This is a genomic window from Cupriavidus sp. GW822-FHT03E04 (assembly GCF_058801495.1).
Window position 1 is genome coordinate 86,444 of record NZ_JBXANI010000014.1, and the last position, 17,131, is coordinate 103,574.

18 protein-coding genes are annotated in these 17,131 nt (G+C 66.5%); 8 read left to right on the forward strand and 10 right to left on the reverse strand.

Features of this window, described 5'->3' with window-relative positions; all coding sequences use genetic code 11:
• Positions 1–256 precede the first annotated feature (256 nt).
• From mepK to AC1RQC_RS21330, 3 genes are all read right to left on the reverse strand, one after another.
• The gene (gene mepK / locus AC1RQC_RS21320; RefSeq protein WP_492374936.1) at positions 257–817 is read right to left on the reverse strand and encodes a peptidoglycan L,D-endopeptidase MepK; all 561 of its coding nucleotides are present in this window, start codon (positions 815–817) and stop codon (positions 257–259) included.
• A 29-nt stretch (positions 818–846) separates the two neighbouring features.
• The gene (locus AC1RQC_RS21325) at positions 847–2,463 is read right to left on the reverse strand and encodes a L,D-transpeptidase family protein (protein WP_492374937.1); all 1,617 of its coding nucleotides are present in this window, start codon (positions 2,461–2,463) and stop codon (positions 847–849) included.
• A gap of 94 nt (positions 2,464–2,557) precedes the next feature.
• Positions 2,558–3,013 (reverse strand): universal stress protein, encoded by a 456-nt coding sequence (locus AC1RQC_RS21330; RefSeq protein ID WP_492374938.1) that lies wholly within the window; start codon positions 3,011–3,013, stop codon positions 2,558–2,560.
• Positions 3,014–3,287: 274 nt separating this feature from the next.
• On the opposite strand from AC1RQC_RS21330, the gene AC1RQC_RS21335 reads away from it, so the two are divergent.
• The 3 genes from AC1RQC_RS21335 to AC1RQC_RS21345 are packed head-to-tail and all read left to right on the forward strand — an operon-like array spanning position 3,288 to position 4,940.
• On the forward strand, positions 3,288–3,794 hold the full coding sequence (locus AC1RQC_RS21335) for a universal stress protein (RefSeq protein WP_492884497.1): 507 nt from the start codon (positions 3,288–3,290) through the stop codon (positions 3,792–3,794).
• On the forward strand, positions 3,791–4,399 hold the full coding sequence (locus AC1RQC_RS21340; protein WP_492374940.1) for a lipid-binding SYLF domain-containing protein: 609 nt from the start codon (positions 3,791–3,793) through the stop codon (positions 4,397–4,399). Before AC1RQC_RS21335 ends, AC1RQC_RS21340 begins: the two co-directional genes overlap by 4 nt.
• 10 nt (positions 4,400–4,409) lie before the next feature.
• Positions 4,410–4,940 carry a flavodoxin family protein gene (locus AC1RQC_RS21345; protein WP_492374941.1) on the forward strand — a complete coding sequence of 177 codons (531 nt, stop codon included), beginning with the start codon at positions 4,410–4,412 and terminating at the stop codon, positions 4,938–4,940.
• A gap of 25 nt (positions 4,941–4,965) precedes the next feature.
• Here the strand turns inward: AC1RQC_RS21345 and AC1RQC_RS21350 are convergent, their stop codons facing one another.
• Positions 4,966–6,561: a bifunctional aminoglycoside phosphotransferase/ATP-binding protein gene (locus AC1RQC_RS21350; RefSeq protein ID WP_492374942.1), complete on the reverse strand. Its 1,596-nt coding sequence runs from the start codon at positions 6,559–6,561 to the stop codon at positions 4,966–4,968.
• A gap of 204 nt (positions 6,562–6,765) precedes the next feature.
• Here AC1RQC_RS21350 and AC1RQC_RS21355 point away from each other — a divergent pair, with 204 nt between their 5' ends.
• Positions 6,766–7,020: a hypothetical protein gene (locus tag AC1RQC_RS21355; protein ID WP_492374943.1), complete on the forward strand. Its 255-nt coding sequence runs from the start codon at positions 6,766–6,768 to the stop codon at positions 7,018–7,020.
• Here the strand turns inward: AC1RQC_RS21355 and AC1RQC_RS21360 are convergent.
• The 3 genes from AC1RQC_RS21360 to AC1RQC_RS21370 all read right to left on the reverse strand — a co-directional run bounded on the left by AC1RQC_RS21360 (position 7,017) and on the right by AC1RQC_RS21370 (position 8,924).
• Positions 7,017–7,298: a DUF1488 family protein gene (locus AC1RQC_RS21360; RefSeq protein ID WP_174425406.1), complete on the reverse strand. Its 282-nt coding sequence runs from the start codon at positions 7,296–7,298 to the stop codon at positions 7,017–7,019. The two genes, AC1RQC_RS21355 and AC1RQC_RS21360, sit on opposite strands and share 4 nt — an antisense overlap.
• Positions 7,299–7,577: 279 nt before the next feature.
• Positions 7,578–8,378: a helix-turn-helix domain-containing protein gene (locus AC1RQC_RS21365; RefSeq protein ID WP_492374944.1), complete on the reverse strand. Its 801-nt coding sequence runs from the start codon at positions 8,376–8,378 to the stop codon at positions 7,578–7,580.
• A gap of 114 nt (positions 8,379–8,492) precedes the next feature.
• On the reverse strand, positions 8,493–8,924 hold the full coding sequence (locus AC1RQC_RS21370) for a response regulator (protein WP_492884500.1): 432 nt from the start codon (positions 8,922–8,924) through the stop codon (positions 8,493–8,495).
• A 273-nt stretch (positions 8,925–9,197) separates the two neighbouring features.
• Between AC1RQC_RS21370 and AC1RQC_RS21375 the strand changes: the two genes are divergently transcribed.
• The 4 genes from AC1RQC_RS21375 (at position 9,198) to AC1RQC_RS21390 (ending at position 13,548) form a co-directional block, all read left to right on the forward strand.
• The gene (locus AC1RQC_RS21375; RefSeq protein WP_492884502.1) at positions 9,198–10,571 is read left to right on the forward strand and encodes a PAS domain-containing sensor histidine kinase; all 1,374 of its coding nucleotides are present in this window, start codon (positions 9,198–9,200) and stop codon (positions 10,569–10,571) included.
• Positions 10,568–11,212 (forward strand): response regulator, encoded by a 645-nt coding sequence (locus AC1RQC_RS21380; RefSeq protein WP_492810123.1) that lies wholly within the window; start codon positions 10,568–10,570, stop codon positions 11,210–11,212. The genes AC1RQC_RS21375 and AC1RQC_RS21380 overlap by 4 nt, the downstream gene beginning before the upstream one ends.
• A gap of 129 nt (positions 11,213–11,341) precedes the next feature.
• Positions 11,342–12,178 carry a universal stress protein gene (locus tag AC1RQC_RS21385; RefSeq protein ID WP_492884504.1) on the forward strand — a complete coding sequence of 279 codons (837 nt, stop codon included), beginning with the start codon at positions 11,342–11,344 and terminating at the stop codon, positions 12,176–12,178.
• A gap of 11 nt (positions 12,179–12,189) precedes the next feature.
• Positions 12,190–13,548, forward strand: coding sequence for an MBL fold metallo-hydrolase RNA specificity domain-containing protein (locus AC1RQC_RS21390; protein WP_492884506.1), 1,359 nt, complete (start codon positions 12,190–12,192; stop codon positions 13,546–13,548).
• Positions 13,549–13,697: 149 nt separating this feature from the next.
• On the opposite strand, the gene AC1RQC_RS21395 is transcribed toward AC1RQC_RS21390, so the two are convergent.
• The 3 genes from AC1RQC_RS21395 to AC1RQC_RS21405 are packed head-to-tail and all read right to left on the reverse strand — an operon-like array spanning position 13,698 to position 17,084.
• Complete coding sequence (locus tag AC1RQC_RS21395) at positions 13,698–15,530, reverse strand: FAD-dependent oxidoreductase (RefSeq protein WP_492884508.1); 1,833 nt, start codon at positions 15,528–15,530, stop codon at positions 13,698–13,700.
• The gene (locus AC1RQC_RS21400; protein ID WP_492884510.1) at positions 15,439–15,903 is read right to left on the reverse strand and encodes a Zn-ribbon domain-containing OB-fold protein; all 465 of its coding nucleotides are present in this window, start codon (positions 15,901–15,903) and stop codon (positions 15,439–15,441) included. Before AC1RQC_RS21400 ends, AC1RQC_RS21395 begins: the two co-directional genes overlap by 92 nt.
• Complete coding sequence (locus AC1RQC_RS21405; protein WP_492884512.1) at positions 15,900–17,084, reverse strand: thiolase C-terminal domain-containing protein; 1,185 nt, start codon at positions 17,082–17,084, stop codon at positions 15,900–15,902. The genes AC1RQC_RS21400 and AC1RQC_RS21405 overlap by 4 nt, the downstream gene beginning before the upstream one ends.
• Between the last annotated feature and the right edge of the window lie 47 nt (positions 17,085–17,131).

A 17,131-nucleotide genomic window follows, 5' to 3' on the forward strand; every position in this document is an offset into this window, starting at 1 on the left:
AACAACAACCGGCTTAGCGGCATGCGCGCGGGCAAGAGATTGTTCGTGCAGGGGTGCGCATGGCTGATTTCCTTCCAGATATGCCCGCCCGGTGCCGGGGGATTGTCGATTGAGCGCTAGCCCACCCCGTGCGGGCTAATATGCGGCCAAGAGCATAACTTGTCCGGGCCGCCCAGGCTAGGGGGGCCGCCGATGGGGAAAACCCGGATGCGAGAGCTTGACCAGAACCGGCCGATGGTCTTCAATGGCGCCTTGCCTACCAATCCCGCACCCGGCCCGTATCCGCATGCACGAACTGCTCCTGCGGATAGAAGCCCACGCCGCCAGCGCGCAGCGAGAGCGCGGCGTCGCGCAGGTCGGACAGCGCAACGCCGGGCAGGCGGATATCGATGGCTTTGCCGTCCATATGCAGGCTATGGCTGGCCACGCCGCCACCGCGCGTCTTGCGCAGCCGCGCATTGGTGGCGGGGCTGCGATAGCCGGAGATGACCTGGAAGGGGGCCGCGCAGCACAGCGTTTGCCTCAGGCGGTAAAGCAGCGCGAACAGTTGCGGATCGATCACGCCGACCTGGCCCGAGTAGTGATCGCGCAGGAAGCGATTGAGCGCGGCCAGTGACTCGGGCACGAACTGATCGCCGACGGCGTAGACCAAGGCGATGCGCTCGCCGGTGTGGGTGTGCTCGAAGGACAAGCTGCGGGCATCGGGCAAGCTCGCCAGCGCGGACCGGGCCGGCAACGGCAGCAGCGTGCCAGCCAGCACAAGCCCGCCGGCGTGCCGCAGGAACAGGCGGCGAGGATCGCTGGGCGGTTTGGTCATCGAAAGCACTCCCCTTTGGTGCAATTGCCCTATCTTGCCTGCGTGCTGGCCAAGGCGGAAGCCCGCAGGCGGGCGGACCGTTGCCGCAGCGCCTCGTCAAGCACGCGGTCCAGCCCATAGATATCCGGGAAGAAGTAGACGCGAGCGTCAGCCTTGACGATGGCCGTGCCGTAGGCAAGCACCACCGGCAAGGGCTGGCGCAGCCGCAGCGTGCTGGATTCTCCCTTCTCCATGGCCTCGCGGATGCGCGCCTCGGTCCAGCCTGGCGTGTCCTGCAGCACGAAGCCAGCCAGCGCCTCCGGCGCCTCGACACGGATGCAGCCGTGGCTCAGGTCGCGCCGGTCCCGCGCGAACAGTTGCGGGGTGGGCGTGTGATGCAGGTAGATGTTCTCGTTGTTGGGGAAGACGAACTTGATGTCGCCAAGCGCATTCATCGGCCCCGGGCGTTGCCGTATGCGCAGTTGGCCGCGCTGGACGGCATCCAGGCTGGCGGCCGACAGGGTGGTGATCACCTTGCCCTCGCCACTGACGAACTCGAAGCCTTGCCGCTCGAAATAGCCGGGATCGCGGCGCAGCCGGGGCACGGTTTCCGCGCGCGCGATGGACGGCGGCACGTTCCAGTAAGGACTGAACTCGATGAAGCGCATGTCCTCCTTGAACAGCGGCGTGCGCGTATCGAGCGCCTTGCCCACGATCACCTTCATTTCCGCCTTGACCTGGATGGCGCCGCCGTGGATTTCGTAGGCGCGCAACACGAACTCCGGCACGTTGACCACGATCATGCGCGGGCCCTCCAGCAGGGGCGTCCAGCGCAGGCGCTCCAGCGTCAGTTCGATCTGCCGTATGCGGCCGGCGAGCGGCGCGTTCAGTTGCGCGAACGTGCCCGCGCCGATGGCGCCATCCGCCTCCAGCCCGTGGCGGACCTGGAACGCCTTGATGCCCTCCACCAGTTCGCCTTGGTAGCGTTCCGGGAGCGGCGTGGCGGCGGGCAGGTCACCTAGCGCGATCAGGCGCTGCGCCAGCACCGGCAGCCCGGCGTAGGCCTGCCCGGGCACCAGCTTCCTGCCGGGCAGCGGCGGCAGCGGTGCCTGCCAGGCCGGGTGGCCTGCCAGCGCGCGGTAGCGTGAAAGCGCCGCGCGCAAGCTTGCGTAGAGCGGGAACGACGGCGCCGCCTGCCGGACTGCCTCGGGCAGGTCCTGCCCGGCGATGGCTGCGCGCAGGAGGCGCGACGGATCGAACTGCCGGTCCGGCGCCGGGGCAAATTTCTCGTGGATCGTGCCGGGATCGACCCGGCCGCCGTGCAGGTCGGCAAGATAGCGCTGCATCGCCGCTGTCAGCCTCTCGTCAAGCGAGGCGGCGGCTTCGGGCGCCAACGGCGGCCCGTCCGCGGCCTGGCCCAGCGCGCGGCGCAGGCCGTCGGCATCATAATCGCGGGGTTCCAGCCCGTCGGCCGTGGCGCCGTCGAGGATGCCGGCGGCTTGCCAGGCCTGGGCATTGGGATGGCCCTGAGAAAACCAGAGCGCTGCTGGCGCTGCCTGTGCGGCCAGCGCGAGCCCATGGCAACTCAAGGCCCATGCGGCCAGCAGGCCGGCCAGGACCCGGGGCGCGGCCACGCCGTTGCGTCGGATCCGGGAAGCGCCTCGCATCAATCCGCCCGCCGCCGGCATGATTCCCGTCGTTCAGCCCGTCGTTCAGCGCATCGTTCAGCGCATCGTTCAGCGCGTCGTTCCCGGGGCGTCCTCATTCCTCGATCTCGCTGCGCACCATCAGCACCGGCTTGTTGCTCTTGTGCACCACGCCTTCGGACACGCTGCCCATGACCAGGCGCCGGAAGCCGCGGCGGCCGTGCGTGCCGATCACGATCAGGTCCGCATTCCAGCGGTCGGCTTGCTCCACGATCGTGGTGGAGATCTGCCCGGGGGAAACGGGCTTCTCGAGGATCAGCGTCGAATGCGGGATGCCGGCATCCGCCAGGCGCGTGGCGGCCGCTGCCAGCGCATCGCGTCCCGCGGCCAGGATGCCTTCCATCAGTTTGCGCGGGTCGTAGCTGCCCGCAGTGAAGAAGATATCGTTGTCGTCCGCCACGAAGAGCACCTTTACCTCGCTGCCGGTCGCCTTGGCCACCGTGATGGCCTGGCTCAGCGCAAGGTCCGAAGAGCGGCTGCCGTCCACCGCGAGCAATATTCTCTGGTACATGGTCCGTGCCTCCTGGCTGGATGTCGCCATGTTGCAATGTCGATAGGAAAGCGCGCATGGGAGCGGCCTCCATTAGCAGCTTAGAGGGCTGGGCACGGGGCGTATTGATGCACGTCAAGCGGCCTGGCGATGCGCGCAAGGCGCAGAAACGACCCGTTGCCCGGGAAAGCAGCGAATGCCATGATCTACATCAACACCGCGCTTGCCCGGGCGTACAAACTGGAAGCGTCGGCTGCAAGCTGCGGCGCCTGTCTTTTTTATCGGGAGGTACAAGATGTACAGCAAGATCCTGGTTGCCGTGGATGGCAGCGAGTCCGCCGATCGGGCGCTGGAGGAGGCTCTGCGCCTGGCCGCGGCGATGCACTCGGAACTCACCGTGGTGCATGTGATCGATAACAGCTACCTCAGGTACGAGGTCGGCTACATCGACCTGACAGACCTGCGTGCCGGCCTGCTCGAAGGCGGGCAGATCCTGCTGGACGAAGCCAAGGCCAAGGCCAAGGCGGCGGCAGCGCAGGTGTCATGCAAGACGCTGATGGTGGATGAAGCCCTGGCGCTGGGCGACGTGGCCAATGCGATCGAGCAGGTGGCGCAGCAGACCGGGGCGGAGTTGCTGGTGCTGGGCACGCACGGTCGGCGCGGCGTGCGGCGCCTGCTGATGGGCAGCGTCGCCGAAGCGCTGGTCCGGCAATGCCGCCAGCCGGTACTGCTGGTGCACGCGCCACAGGCTGAGCCGAGCGCCGGCGCAAAGCCGGCATCAGGCGCGCCGGTGAGGCCATGACCTCCACGTTGCCGGCTGCCGCCAGGCGGCGGCGCCTGGCATGCCGGGCGCTCGCCGCGGCTGCCGTGCTGTGCTGCACAGCAGGCTTGCCGGCGGCCGCGTGGGCGGGTTCAGCCGCCGACAAGCGCGTGCTGGATGCCGACGAGCTCGATGCACGCTGCGAAGCCGTGCTGGCGCGCCTGACTGCGCGCAACCCCGGCGCGCGGGCCCTGCTGGACAAGGCCAGCGGCGTGCTGGTCTTTCCCGATGTGCTCGCTGGCGGCGCGGTGGCGGGCGTGGAGCAGGGCGACGGCATGATGCATGGCGCAGGCGGGGACAAGGCCTACTACCGGCTGATTGGCGCCTCGCTCGGGGCGCAGGCGGGCATGGCATCCAGGGCCGTGGTGCTGGTGTTCCTGACCGGGCAGGCGCTGGAACGCTTCCGTGCCAGCCAGGGCTGGACCGTGGGCGTGGACGGGTCGGTGTCCGTCCTGAGCCTGGGCATCGGTGCCAGCGTGGATAGCAATACCGTGCGGGGCGATATTGTGGGCTTCGTGCTGACCAACGGCGGCATCATGATCAGCCTGTCGCTGGTCGGCACGCGGATAACCCGGATCGAGAGCTGAGGAGCCATCGATGGAAAAGATCCTGATCGTTTATTACTCGCGCACCGGCACGGCGCGCCAGGCCGCGGAAGAACTGGCGGCGCAATCCGGCTGGCCGCTGGCGGAAGTCGGCGACCAGGCCAGCCGCGCCGGCTTGCTGGGCGATGCGCGCTGCGTGCTGGATATCTTGTTGCAGCGGCATGTAGGCTACCGCTACGCCGGCCCGGCGCTGGACGATTGCCAGCGGCTTGTCATCGTCGCGCCCATCTGGGTCGGCCACCTGGCTGCGCCCATGCGCAGCTTCCTGCGCGACCACATGCCGCTGGCCTGCAAGACGTCGGTGATCTGCGTGATGGCCCGGCAAGGCGCTTTCAGGGCGGCAGAGGAGATCGCCCGCCTGGCCACGGAGCCGCCGTCGCCGGTACTGGCGCTGCGCCAGGCCGATGTGGCCAGCGGGGCGGCAATGCAGGCCCTGCGCGCGTTTGCCGAGCAGGTGGAAGCCGCCAACGGCCGCAGCGGCGCCGCGCAGCGGCCAGCATGGCTATCGCCCAAGGAAGCCTGAGGGGGCAAGTTTCCACGAACCGCCATCAGCCGGACAGGACGGTCTCGCCTATGCGCACCACATGGCGCCATTCATCGCTGCCCAATGGCTCCTGCGCGCGCCGCTGCCACTCCAGCACCTGGAGGTCCGCCTCTGAAGGATCGCCGCCCTGGCGCGCGCGTGTGACGATCCGTTCGCGCAGGGTGGCCAGGCCGGCATGGCAGTCGACGATGGAAAAGGCAGCGCCCCGGCGCGCGGCCAGCGACGCGAAGCGCCGCCGCTCGGCGCGCGCGAGGAAGGTCGCATCGGCAATCATGGGGAATCCGGCGCCACTGCCTAGCCGGCAGATTGCCAGCAGCCGCCGGTAGACGCGGGCAGTGCGTTGCGCCGTGTAAAGGTCGCCGTGCGCGGCCGGATCGCCATGTGCATCGGCAAACTGATCGCCCAGTTGATCGCCCAGCTGATCACCACGTTTATCGCCACGTTGATGGCCATGTGCAAGCGCAAGACGTTTGCGCTCCACATCGGCGCGCACGCGCACCATGGCCGCGGCCAGCGCGAGCTGGTGGGCAACGGTGCTTTTGCCGCTGCCCGAGAGGCCATGCATGATAGTGATCGCGCCCGGATTGCGCGTCAGCGCGGCGCTGGCCAGCGCGAGCAGATCGTTGCAGCGCATCTGCGCCGCCGCCATTTCCGCGGCGGTGCCGGTTCCCGCCGCGCTGCGCTGGTGGGCCCGCTCGAGCAGCACGCGGGCGCGCACCACGGCGCGCAGCGCCGTGTAGAACGGCAATATCGCCAGGCCGGCATAGTCGCCGCTGCACTCCAGATAGGTATTGATCAGCCAGTAGGCCAGGTCTTGCCGGCTGGCATGGAGCAGATCCATGAAAACAAAGGCGGTATCGCTGATGGTGTCGATCCAGCGTAGCCCGGCATCGAACTCCAGGCAATCGAATGGCGTGGGCTCGCCGTCGATCAAGGCGATGTTGCCAAGGTGCAGGTCGCCGTGGCACTCCCTGACATGGCCGCTTGCCAGCCGCTTGGCAAATGCCGGTTGCAGCGCCACGGCCCGCTCGCGCAGCAGCGCCGCCACGTGTGCCGCCGCGCCGGTGCCCGAGGCGAGGGCGGCAACGCCCGCCATGGCTTGTTGCGCCACCGCTGCGATCCGTGCCGGTGTGCCATGCCCCGTGCCGCCGCTGGCGACCGGCGCGGCCAGGTGGATCGCGGCAAGCCGGCGGGCCAGCGTCTCGACATGGGTGCCGGTTAGCCGGTTCGTCTGTGCCATCGCGCAGAACAGGTCTTGCTGGCGGAAGCGGCGCATCTTTACCGCGTACTCCAGCGCTTGGCCAGTACCCCCTACCCGGACCTCCCCGGGGCCGGGTCCCCCCACGATCGGCACCACGCCGAGGTAGAGCGCCGCCGCCATCCTGCGATTCAGTTCGAGTTCGGCCTGGCAATCCGCCTTGCGGGCGGCCAGCGTGCCGAAGTCGACGAAGTCCAGGCGCACGGGCTTGCGCACCTTGTAGGCAAAGGGCCCGGCAAGGAAGACTTGCGAGATGTGCGTCTCGATGAGGCTGACCTTGCCCACCGGATGCCGGTAAGCCGCGGGTCGCATCAACGCTTGCGTGAGTGCCGCCGGTTCCATGCCGCGCTCTCCCAGGTGCCTGTCTCCCCGATCGGGCAGGTCATGTACCCATGCTATGCGCGTGCCCGGAAGTTAGCTTGATGCGGATCAAGCCGAGTGGCAACCACGCGCCTATATTGAAGCGGAACGAGGATTCGGCGCGGCAGGCCACGGGCGTGACAAGCCGGTGCCCGCAAGCGCCGGCAACCGGAGGCGGCGATGAAGATGACAGTTCCCCACCAAGGTGCCACGGGCGGCTGCGTGCGCCGGCGCGGCCTTGCGGCTTGCCTGGCGGCCATGCTTTGCGCTGGCTGCGCGCCGGGACCGGAGTGGTGGCGGCCGCCCAGGCCCAAGGCCGACTCGGTCGCGCCTGCCGCCTCGATGCATGCCTGGAATGCCATGCGCCTGTCCGATCCGTTGCTGGCAATCGGTGCCGTTGCCATCGAGGCGCCGCGCCAGCCGGCGCCCAGCCAGGTCTAGAGCGCGAAACGGAAATGACCGCTGTGCAGCACGATGTGGTGAGCCGCGGTCATTTCAAACAGCTGCTGCGCCACGCATTCGATATCCTCGCGGTGCCCTTCGAAGGCTTGGATGAGGTCGTCCGGCCGGTACGAACGCGCACCGAAGTGGTCTTCCAGTGCCTCCGCCGTGATCGCGTAGCTGGCCGGGATGCCGTCGACGCTGGCAGCGCACTCGAGACAGAGATCGGCCGGGCGATACGAGGGGATGGTTTTTGCAAAGACGATCTTGATGGTCATGGCATCGACCCCCGGGAAGAGAAACAAGGAAGGTGCAAACAGGACAGCGCAAAAAGGCAGGCGCAATGAAGTGCAAGGCGGAGCACGGAAAAGGTGAGCGCCGCGGGCACGCCGCGGCAGCTTTCTGCCAGTCTAGGCACTACGTTTGCAGCCGCAAGCCGAACCGTGCGCGTTTCCTGATCAACGTCAAGCCAACGTCAACCAGGCGCGCAAGATGGCGGGCCACGCGCTCACTGCTTCCACAAGGCTGGCAGGGGCGGCTTGCGCAACGGCGCCCGCCTAGATGCGGTCCAGCGCGTCAAGATCCAGCAAGGTCACGCGTTTGCCCTTGACCTCGATGAGGCCGTCGCGCTGGAAGCGCGACAAGGTGCGGCTGACGGTCTCGAGCTTCATGCCCAGGTAGCTGCCGATTTCTTCGCGCGTCATGCGCAGCGCGAGGTCGCGCCGGGAGTAGCCGCGCGCATGCTGGCGCGCCGAGATATTGAGCAGGAATGCCGCCACGCGCTGCTCCGCGCACAAGCTGGCGAGCAGCAGCATCACGCCCGATTCGCGCACGATCTCGCTGCTTAGCATGCGGTGCACGTGCTGCTGCAGCGAGCGCATTTCGCGGCAGAGCGCTTCTAGCAGATGGAAGGGAATGACGCACACCGCGCTGTCTTCCAGGGCGATGGCGTCGCAGGCGTGGTGCTCCGTGCAGATGCCATCCAGCCCGAGCGTCTCGCCGGTGAGGAAGAAGCCGCTGACCTGCTCGCAGCCGTTCTGGTGCGCCAACACCGTCTTGAACGATCCGGAACGCAGCGCGTAGATGCTCTGAAAGGCGTCGCCGGCCCGGTAGAGCGCTTCGCCGCGCCGGACCATGCGCCAGTTGTGGATCACGGTATCGAGCCTGGAGCGATCCGCATCGTTCAGGTTGCCGCCCATGCAGATGGCGCGCATGGCGCAGCTTGAGCAATTTGCCTTATGGGACACCGTGGCCGGCGGGGTGGGTTCCAGGGGCAGGAAATCCAGCAATTGGGGGCTGTGAAAGGCCTGGGGCATCGCCGCAGGCGCTTTCGCTTGCTGTTGCAGGTACGCTGACATGGCTGATTCCTTTGTCTCTGGTCTCTGGTCTCTTATCTCTTGCCCCTGGCTGCCCGGACTGGCCCCTGCTGTCGGCCGTGTTTGCCGCCGATGCCGGGCAAAGCGCTGCGCGCACTATGCCGCGGTGTGTTCCGGTGCCGCCGCCCGAGCGGTTAGCTTCTGCGCCGCAAGGCGCAGCAGGGTGCTGCGCAACGCGTCGAATTCCATGGTCTTGTCGAAGAAGTACGACGCGCCGGCCCGCAGGCAAGCACTGCGCATTGGCGGCGCCGGGCAGTTGCTCAGGACGACCACGGTCGCCTGGCGGCGCATTCTTCGCAGGCCCTGCAGTGCGCTCAGCCCCGATCGGCCATACCTGCTCAGGCTGAGGATGACAATGTCGGGCAGCAGGATCTGCGCGGCCAGCAGTGCGGCACGCGGCTCGCGGGCCAGCGCGAGCAGTTCCACTTCCTTGATCGATCTCAGCATCCTGGCCTGCCGCGCGCCGATCAGGACGGAGTCCTCGAGTAGCAGGACGGTCAGGCGTTCAGGAAGCGTCATGGAATCCATGCAATCAAGTATGGCTTGCGCCGTGATGGGCAGAAAGCAGCGGTGGCTGAGAGTGGTGTCGGAAAAAGGCGGGTCCCTGTCAGGCAATCCTGACAAAGGCCATCGGCTATTCGGACGATGGTACCTGCTACGCCCACCTCGCTATATTGCGAACACATCACAGAGGGCGTGTGCATTTCACTCAAATCGCCTACCTTTACAAGAGAGCCTCCGGCGATCCTCGCGGGATCCACGCAGGACTTGCCACCCTTCGGGAGCACTTCGCGACCAGCCATGGCGACCAACGAGCCTCCTTCACCGAATTTGCCCTCCACGCCGAAGACATCGCTTCACGCCACGCTTGGCGAACTGGCAGCAGGCGGCGCCGTGCTCGTGCTCCTGCTGCTGCTGGCACTGTGGTTCATTACCGTGCTTGCCCCCCGGCCAGGCGGCCTGGCCGCGCCGATGCTCGGCGCCTGGGGCCTGGCGGTGGCCGTGATGCTCTCCCTGATGCTGGTGCGGCTGCGGCGGCTGCGGCGCGCGGGGGAAGACAACCTGGCGCGCATCCAGGACAGCGAGGCTCGCCTGGCAGGGATCATCCGTTCGTCGATGGAAGCGATCATCACGGTGGACGAAGCGCAGTGCATCGTGTTGTTCAATCCCACGGCGGAGCGTCTTTTTGGGTACACCGCCGCGCAGGTAACCGGCCACCCCCTGGCGGACCTGATTCCGGCGCGCTTTCGTGTGGCGCATGAGGCGCACGTGCGCCGGTTCGGCGTCACCGGGGTCACGGATCGGCAGATGGGCCAGCAGCGGGTACTGCATGCGCTACGCCAGGACGGCACGGAGTTCCCCATCGAGGCCTCCATCTCCCAGACGCAGGACGGCGCCGGCAAGCTGTTTACCGTCATCCTGCGGGACACCACGGAGCGGGTGAGGGTGGAGACGGCCTTGCGGCAGTCGCGCGAGGAGCTCCAGCAACTCTCCGACCGGGTCCAGGCGTCGCGGGAAGAGGAGCGCCGCCGTATCGCCCGCGAGTTGCACGACGACCTGGGCCAGCGCCTGAGCGCGCTGAAAATGGACCTGGCTATCCTCGCCAGCGACCTCAAGGACGCGGGAACGGCGCCTGCCTTGCTGGACCAGGCCGCCGCCATGCACCTGGTCATCGACGAAACCGTGGCTTCGGTGCGGCGCATCGCCGCCGACCTGCGCCCGGCATTGCTGGACGAGCTTGGCCTGATCCCGGCGATCGAATGGCTGGCAAAGGAGTTCTCCGCCCGCTATGGCGTCAATGTCATCACCCATGCCGCCGAGGAGGAAGACGTCGGCGAGCACGCGGCCACCGCGGTATTCCGTATCGTGCAGGAAGCGCTCAGCAATGTCGTGCAGCATGCCCAGGCCGACCGGGTCGATATCGAGCTGGTTCGCCTGGACGACCATTTTGAGCTGACCGTACGGGACAATGGCCGCGGCAATGCCGCCGCGCAGCCTCCCGGTGGCGAGCGGGTATCGCTGGGGCTGGTGGGGATCCGGGAGCGCGCACGGCTGCTTGGCGGCACCGTAGCGACAAGCCAAGCGCCTGGCGAGGGCTTCTGCCTGACCGTGCGCTTTCCGTTGGCCACGGCCATAAACACCGCCCCAACCACGAGCGAGGAGGCAAGCCCGTGATTCCTGTGATGATTGCCGACGACCACGCCGTGATGCGCGACGGGCTGCGCCACATCCTGAGCCGCGCGGGCGGCTTCGAGGTGGTGGGTGAGGCGGTGGATGGCGCCGCCGTGCTGCAGATGGCGCGCGACTGCAAGGCCCGGGTCATCCTGCTGGACCTCTCCATGCCCGGGCGCAGCGGGCTGGAGCTGATCAGGCAATTGCGCGTGGAGCAGCCCGAGCTGCGTATTCTGGTGCTGACCATGCACGCCGAGGAGCAGTACGTGGTGCGTGCGTTCCGGGCCGGGGCGGCGGGCTACCTGACCAAGGAAAGCGCGGCCACGGAGCTGGTCAGCGCCATCGGCAAGGTCGCCGCGGGCGGCACCTACGTGAGCGCCGCGATGGGCGAGAAGCTGGCCAACAGCCTGCAGGACGAGCACCGCGGGGATCCCCACCTGCGCCTGTCGGACCGCGAGATGGAAGTCTACCGCCGCCTGGTGCTGGGCGAGCCGCTGACCGAGATCGCCGCCGCCTTGTGCGTCAGCGCCAAGACCGTGAGCACCTACAAGATGCGGCTGATGGAAAAGCTGCGGTTGCCCAGCGAGGCGGCGCTGGTGCGCTATGCGATCCAGCATCGCCTGTTTGGCGAAGGCGATATCTAGCCCCCGCGCTTCCCGCACTTCCCGAGCTTCCTGCGCTTGATCTGGGACAAAGTGCGGCCGGCGCGCTGTGCCACCATGAACTGGACCGGGTCTGCCAGCAGGCATGCTCGCCAATACATGGAGCACATCATGGACTACCGGACCGTGCTGGTCGCGCTCGGAGCGGATCCCGACTGCGCATCTCGCGTCAGGATGGCTGCCGACTTGGCCGCCACTTTTGGCGCGCATGTCACCGGCGTCAGCGCCACCGGCCTTCGCCTGGACCCGGTCCGGGGCGCGGGCGATGACGTTGCGCGGCATATGGCGGCGTCGCGCAGCAGGCTGCTGTCGCAGGCCACGCTGCAGGGCGAGATACTGAGCGGCACCATGGCGGCGCATGCGCCGGGCGTGCCGTTCTCGCACCGCGTGGTCGAGGAGGAGACCGGCTGGGTCCTGGCGCAGGAGGCCCGCGTAGCCGATCTGGCGGTGATGGCTCGGCCGGTGGCGACGCAGGAAGTGCCTTCCCTGGGCGCCGGGGCCGCCGAGTACGTGCTGCTCAACGCCGGGCGCCCAGTATTGCTGGTGCCGCAGGCGTTTCGCCGGCTGCATGGCGGGCACGTGGCGATCGCATGGGACGGGCAGCGCGAAGCGGCCCGGGCCGTGGCCGATGCCATGCCTTTGCTGCTGCGCGCCAGCCACGTCACCATCATCGGCGTCTGGGACGATCGCGGCGAACCGCGGGCAGACTCGGAGCCGGTGGCCGGCTTGCGGCATTACCTGCAGCGCCATGGCATCGTGGCCGGCGTGCGCAACGTGCAGAAGGCGGGGCCCGTCGCAGCCAGTCTGCTCGACGCGGTTGGCGCGCTGGGGGCCGACATGCTGGTGGCCGGGGGCTACGGGCACTCGCGCATGCGCGAACTAATCATGGGCGGCACCACGCGCACGTTGATGCATCACGCGCCGGTGCCTCTGCTGTTGTCGCATTGACGGAGCGCGCCATGCAGCTGCAATTTCTCGGCGCGACCGACACGGTCACGGGATCCAAGTATGTGCTCGACACCGGCCGCAGTCGCGTGATGGTGGACTGCGGGCTGTTCCAGGGCTACAAGGCGCTGCGCCTGCGCAACTGGGACCGCTTGCCGGTCGATCCGTCCACACTGGACGCGGTAGTGCTCACGCACGCGCATATCGACCATAGCGGATACCTGCCGCTGCTGGTGCGCAACGGCTTTCGGGGGCGGGTGTTCTGCACCATGGGCACCGCGCAGCTGTGCCAGATCCTGCTGCCCGACAGCGCCCACCTGGCACAGGAGGATGCGCATTACGCCAACCGCAAGGGCTACTCGCGGCATCAGCCGGCGTTGCCGCTCTACGACGGCGCGGACGCCGTGCGCGCCTTGCGCCGGCTCGACCCGTTTCACTACGACACGCGGGTGCGGGTGACGCCCGACGTGGAGGCGGAGTTTCATCGCGCCGGACACATCATCGGCTCGGCCATCGTGACGCTGCACGCGGATGGCAAGCGGATCGTGTTTTCCGGCGACCTGGGACGCCAGAAGGACATCGTGATGCGCGCCCCGGAGATCCTTCGCGAAGCGGATCACTTGCTGGTCGAGTCCACCTACGGCGACCGCGGCCATCCCACGGAGGATCCGCTCGACACGCTGGGCGAGGTCGTCAGCCGCACCATCGGCCGCGGCGGCAGCGTGGTGATTCCCGCGTTTGCCGTCGGGCGCACCCAGGCGCTGCTGTACTGCCTCTACAAGCTGCGCGAGCAAAACCGCATTCCCCAGGTGCCGGTCTACCTCAACAGCCCGATGGCGATCGACGCCACCACGATCTTCGCCCTGCACCCGGACGAACTGCGGATCGACCGCGCGGCCTGCGCGGCGGCCTGCCATATCGCCATCCTGATCCAGAGCATGCAGCAGTCCATGTGGCTCAACCGTGACCGCGCGCCCAAGATCATCCTGGCCGGCAGCGGCATGGCAACCGGCGGGCGGGTGGTGCATCACCTGGAGACCTATGGGCAGGATGCGCGCAATACGATATTGCTCTCGGGCTTCCAGGCCGCCGGTACCCGCGGCGCGGCGCTGGCCTCGGGCATGCGTGAACTGCGCATCCATGGCAGGCCGGTTGCGATCCAGGCCTCGGTGGAGCAGATCACTTCGCTCTCGGCCCATGCCGACGCCGATGAGCTGATGACGTGGCTTGGCGGCTTCGGCAGCCCGCCCCGGCAGACCTTCGTGGTGCATGGCGAGCCGTGCGCGAGCGACGCCCTGCGCCAGCGGATCGAGCGGGAGCTGCGCTGGGCGGTCACGATGCCGGAGTATCTTCGTTCGTACGCGCTGGATTAGGCAGGCATGGCAAGCGGTGGCCGGCGGCATCCCCGCCGGCGTCTCGGCGGCCTTTCAGCGGCATCTCAGCCGGCATGGATGGCCCGCTTCTGTGTAGCGAGCGCAGGCGACTTTGACTGGTGCAGCGTCAGGAATACCGTCCAATTATCTTATCTCAGTGCGCCAGTTGCCATTGGCGCACGATCGAACCGCTTCGGCTGCAACGATTTTCGGTGGGCATGGATGCCGACGCGATACCCGAAAACGATGGCGGGCCCCAAGGTGGCGCCCGGCCCCGGATAGGCGCCCTTCAGGACCGACGCCATGTCGTTGCCGCATGCGTAAAGCCCTTCGATGGGCTGATCCCGCGCGTCCAGTACGCGGGCATCGTTGTCCGTACGAAGTCCCGTGCAACTCGCCGCGTCGGCGGGGAACACCTGGACGGCGTAGAAGGGCGCGACCTGGACGGGACCCAGGCACGGATTAGGCTCCTGGTTCGCGTCGCCGTTGAAGCGGGAAACAGTACTCTCGCCTTTACCAAACGCGCTATCCCTGCCCATTGCCACGTCGGCGTTGTACAACTTCACGGTTTCCGTCAGCCCGGACGGGCTCACGCCAATCTTCTCCGCCAGCTCTCCGAGCGTTGTTGCACGACTCAGATAACCCGAACGTATGAACGGACGAAGATCGCGGCAATGCGGCGGGACAACGCCGACGCCATACTTCCGCACGAAATTGTGGTCGCAAATGAGATAGGTGGGCAGGTTCGACTTCATCGCATAGCCGGAGCCCAACATACCTTCCACGAAATGGTGATAGGAAGCCCCTTCATTGACGAACCGCGTGCCCGCAGCGTTGACGGCAATGAGCCCGGGCTTTGCCCGATCCAGATACAGATGGGGAAACAGCCTCCAGCCGCCCTGTTCATCCGGAACCCGGGAGACTGGTTGCCAAAGAAAGTCGCTGGCGTGGCGTTCGAGCGTGGCACCCACGCCTTGGGCAGCCATCAATGCGTCGCCGCGGACCGCTGAGGGGGTCAGTGACTCAAACGTCGAGGAAGGCAGGTTGGCCCGCAGCGTCGCGTTGTGCCCGATGCCGCCCGTCGCCAGCACGATGCCGTGCTTCGCACCGATCCGCATGGTCTGGCTATTGCACCGGACGACGACACCCGAGACACGGCCATCAGCTTTCTCGATCGACAGAAGTCGGGTGTCAAAGCGGATGGCCACGCCTGCCTTTCTCAGTGCATAAAGCATCTGGCCTACCAGCGCATTGCCCATGACAAGACGAGTCCCCCGGCGGTACGTGAGCAGGTCTCGGGTATAACGCAGTACGAGCTCCATCGAGCGTCGGAATGCGGCCCATGACCGGTACCGATTCAGCAGTGCAGCGACATCCGCCTTGTTGACCATCATGCCCTTGAGGACGAGAAAGTCTTGAAGCGGTGGACGCACCCGGTCAAAGTCATGCCCGAGTTTTCGCCCGTCGAACTCCGTTGGGGAGAGCGCTCTGCCGTAGACAGCGGCGCCTGGTTGATCCAGATAGTCGGGATGCTGGCCCGAACTGACGAATGCCAATCCGCATTGGCTCTCGAGGAAGTCGATGGCCGGATTGGCGCTCTCCAGGAACGCTTGCCGCCTCCCGAGACGGTCATCGGCGCCAATCAAGGCGTCTAGGTACTGGGCGCCGGCGGCGACGCTGTCCCCGAACCCGGCTTGTTGACCGTGACAATTGCCGGGAAGCCATAGCGTCCCGGCAGACGTCGCGGTAGTTCCGCCCACCTGGTGCGTCGCTTCGCAAATCAGCACGCTGAGCCCGAGATGGGCTGCGGTCAGGGCCGCGGTCATCCCGCCGGCACCGGCACCGCATACTACGAGATCGTAGTTAGACATAGTTGCAGAACTATCCAGTCTACTTTGACGACGCAAGCTGCCATTGCAGCAAGGAGAAGGGTGGGTTGGCGCGGGGGTGATGTTCGAAGACGCCGACCACTTCAGCGCCAATCACCACATCTTGCAGCGGATCTCCGAGGAGGTTGCCGACAATGCGTGCATTGCCGGCATCCGGGAGTTCGACCAGAACAGCAAGGTAGGGAGGACTTCCGTTCAGTGCGTCGTGGGAAGCGTGCCAAACGCGCTCCCAGCTATAGATCCTCCCTCGTGCTTCGACCTCTTGCCATCCGGGGTCAAACTGTAGGCATTGATGACACAGCCACTCCGGACCGAACTGCCATGTCTTGCAATGCTGGCAACGCTGAACCATCAACCGTCCTTCGTGCAGGCCATTCCAGAAGGGAGCAGAGAGGCCGTCCGATTCGGCTATCGGAATGGGCAGGCCTGGCGGCAGGTATGGGGTGTCTACGGTTCGAATCGTCATTGCGCAGCCTCCTCGGACGCCAGCAGCAAGTTACTGACGGGGGATACCATCGGGCCTCCAATCACGAGAGCAACGTCGTTCCTCGGAGCCTGGTTGCACGACGTACCTCGAATCTGTCGAACGGCCTCGAGCACTAGCTCGAAGCCGTGCATGTAACACTCGGCAAGATTTCCACCACTGGTATTAAGGGGCAGTTTTCCCGATGGAGCGATGAGGTTGTCGAGTGTCAGAAACTCGTTTGCCTCGCCGGGCTTGAAGAAGCCGTGTTCTGCCAGCGCCATCACGACGCCACCCGTGAAGTTCTCGTAGCTCTGGACAACGCCAACGTCGCTCGGTCCAATGCCCGCCATCCTGAAGAGGTCAGGCGCCACCGTGTCGAAGCTCGCACTGCCATACAAAGGGGAGTTGTGTGGGATGGCGCCAGTGCGGTGCCCGGAGCCAGAGGCGGCGCCAAGGACGTAGGCCGCCTTTCCGGGAAACTCTTTTGCACGCTCGGCTGACACCAGGATCAGAGCAGCGGCGCCGTCATTCTCCATGCAGCAGTCGAAGAGGTGAAACGGTTCGGCGATCCATCGCGATTGGTCGTACTTCTCTGTGCTGAGCGGTTTGCCATACATCACGGCCCTGGGATTCGACTGGGCGTGATGGTAGGAAGCCAGTGCAATTGCGCGCAACGCTTCCTGGCGGACGCCGTGATCGTGCATATATCGCTGCACGCGCATCGCGAATCGTTGCGGGGGCGCCAAGACACCGTACGGCATGAGGTACGCCTTCTCCCCAGAAATTGTATCGATCCCGGTCGTTCGGCCAAATCGTCCGAACTGTCCCTGAGCGAGCGAACGGAAAACGACGACGCAATCTGCGAGGCCGGCTTGAATCGAGGCGGCGCCATTAGCTACTGCGCCACAGCATCCTCCACCTCCACCGCCCCATTGCATTGTGGTCGCCCGTAGCCTTGGAAGACCAAGAGCCGCGGCAATGCGTGAAGGGTCGTTCCTGTCATCGCTAAATGACGAGAATCCGTCAATCTCGCGCGGGTTAATTCCGGCATCCTGGCAGGCGGCCAAGATGGCCTGAAGCGCAAGTTTGAACTCGCTGTCAGGAGATTTTCCGTGGCGGTAGTACGGACTTTCGCCAATGCCGACGACCGCGACTTGCCCTTTCAGGGTGCGACGACTCATTGCGGGTACTCCCGGGCGACGTTATGTTGGAGGGGGGACATATTCGG

Bases quoted from the DNA above. Each gene is read 5' to 3' on its own strand.
- mepK (WP_492374936.1), bottom strand. From the start codon at position 817: ATGACCAAACCGCCCAGCGATCCTCGCCGCCTGTTCCTGCGGCACGCC.
- AC1RQC_RS21325 (WP_492374937.1), bottom strand. From the start codon at position 2,463: ATGCGAGGCGCTTCCCGGATCCGACGCAACGGCGTGGCCGCGCCCCGG.
- AC1RQC_RS21330 (WP_492374938.1), bottom strand. From the start codon at position 3,013: ATGTACCAGAGAATATTGCTCGCGGTGGACGGCAGCCGCTCTTCGGAC.
- AC1RQC_RS21335 (WP_492884497.1), top strand. From the start codon at position 3,288: ATGTACAGCAAGATCCTGGTTGCCGTGGATGGCAGCGAGTCCGCCGAT.
- AC1RQC_RS21340 (WP_492374940.1), top strand. From the start codon at position 3,791: ATGACCTCCACGTTGCCGGCTGCCGCCAGGCGGCGGCGCCTGGCATGC.
- AC1RQC_RS21345 (WP_492374941.1), top strand. From the start codon at position 4,410: ATGGAAAAGATCCTGATCGTTTATTACTCGCGCACCGGCACGGCGCGC.
- AC1RQC_RS21350 (WP_492374942.1), bottom strand. From the start codon at position 6,561: ATGGAACCGGCGGCACTCACGCAAGCGTTGATGCGACCCGCGGCTTAC.
- AC1RQC_RS21355 (WP_492374943.1), top strand. From the start codon at position 6,766: ATGACAGTTCCCCACCAAGGTGCCACGGGCGGCTGCGTGCGCCGGCGC.
- AC1RQC_RS21360 (WP_174425406.1), bottom strand. From the start codon at position 7,298: ATGACCATCAAGATCGTCTTTGCAAAAACCATCCCCTCGTATCGCCCG.
- AC1RQC_RS21365 (WP_492374944.1), bottom strand. From the start codon at position 8,378: ATGTCAGCGTACCTGCAACAGCAAGCGAAAGCGCCTGCGGCGATGCCC.
- AC1RQC_RS21370 (WP_492884500.1), bottom strand. From the start codon at position 8,924: ATGGATTCCATGACGCTTCCTGAACGCCTGACCGTCCTGCTACTCGAG.
- AC1RQC_RS21375 (WP_492884502.1), top strand. From the start codon at position 9,198: ATGGCGACCAACGAGCCTCCTTCACCGAATTTGCCCTCCACGCCGAAG.
- AC1RQC_RS21385 (WP_492884504.1), top strand. From the start codon at position 11,342: ATGGACTACCGGACCGTGCTGGTCGCGCTCGGAGCGGATCCCGACTGC.
- AC1RQC_RS21390 (WP_492884506.1), top strand. From the start codon at position 12,190: ATGCAGCTGCAATTTCTCGGCGCGACCGACACGGTCACGGGATCCAAG.
- AC1RQC_RS21400 (WP_492884510.1), bottom strand. From the start codon at position 15,903: ATGACGATTCGAACCGTAGACACCCCATACCTGCCGCCAGGCCTGCCC.
- AC1RQC_RS21405 (WP_492884512.1), bottom strand. From the start codon at position 17,084: ATGAGTCGTCGCACCCTGAAAGGGCAAGTCGCGGTCGTCGGCATTGGC.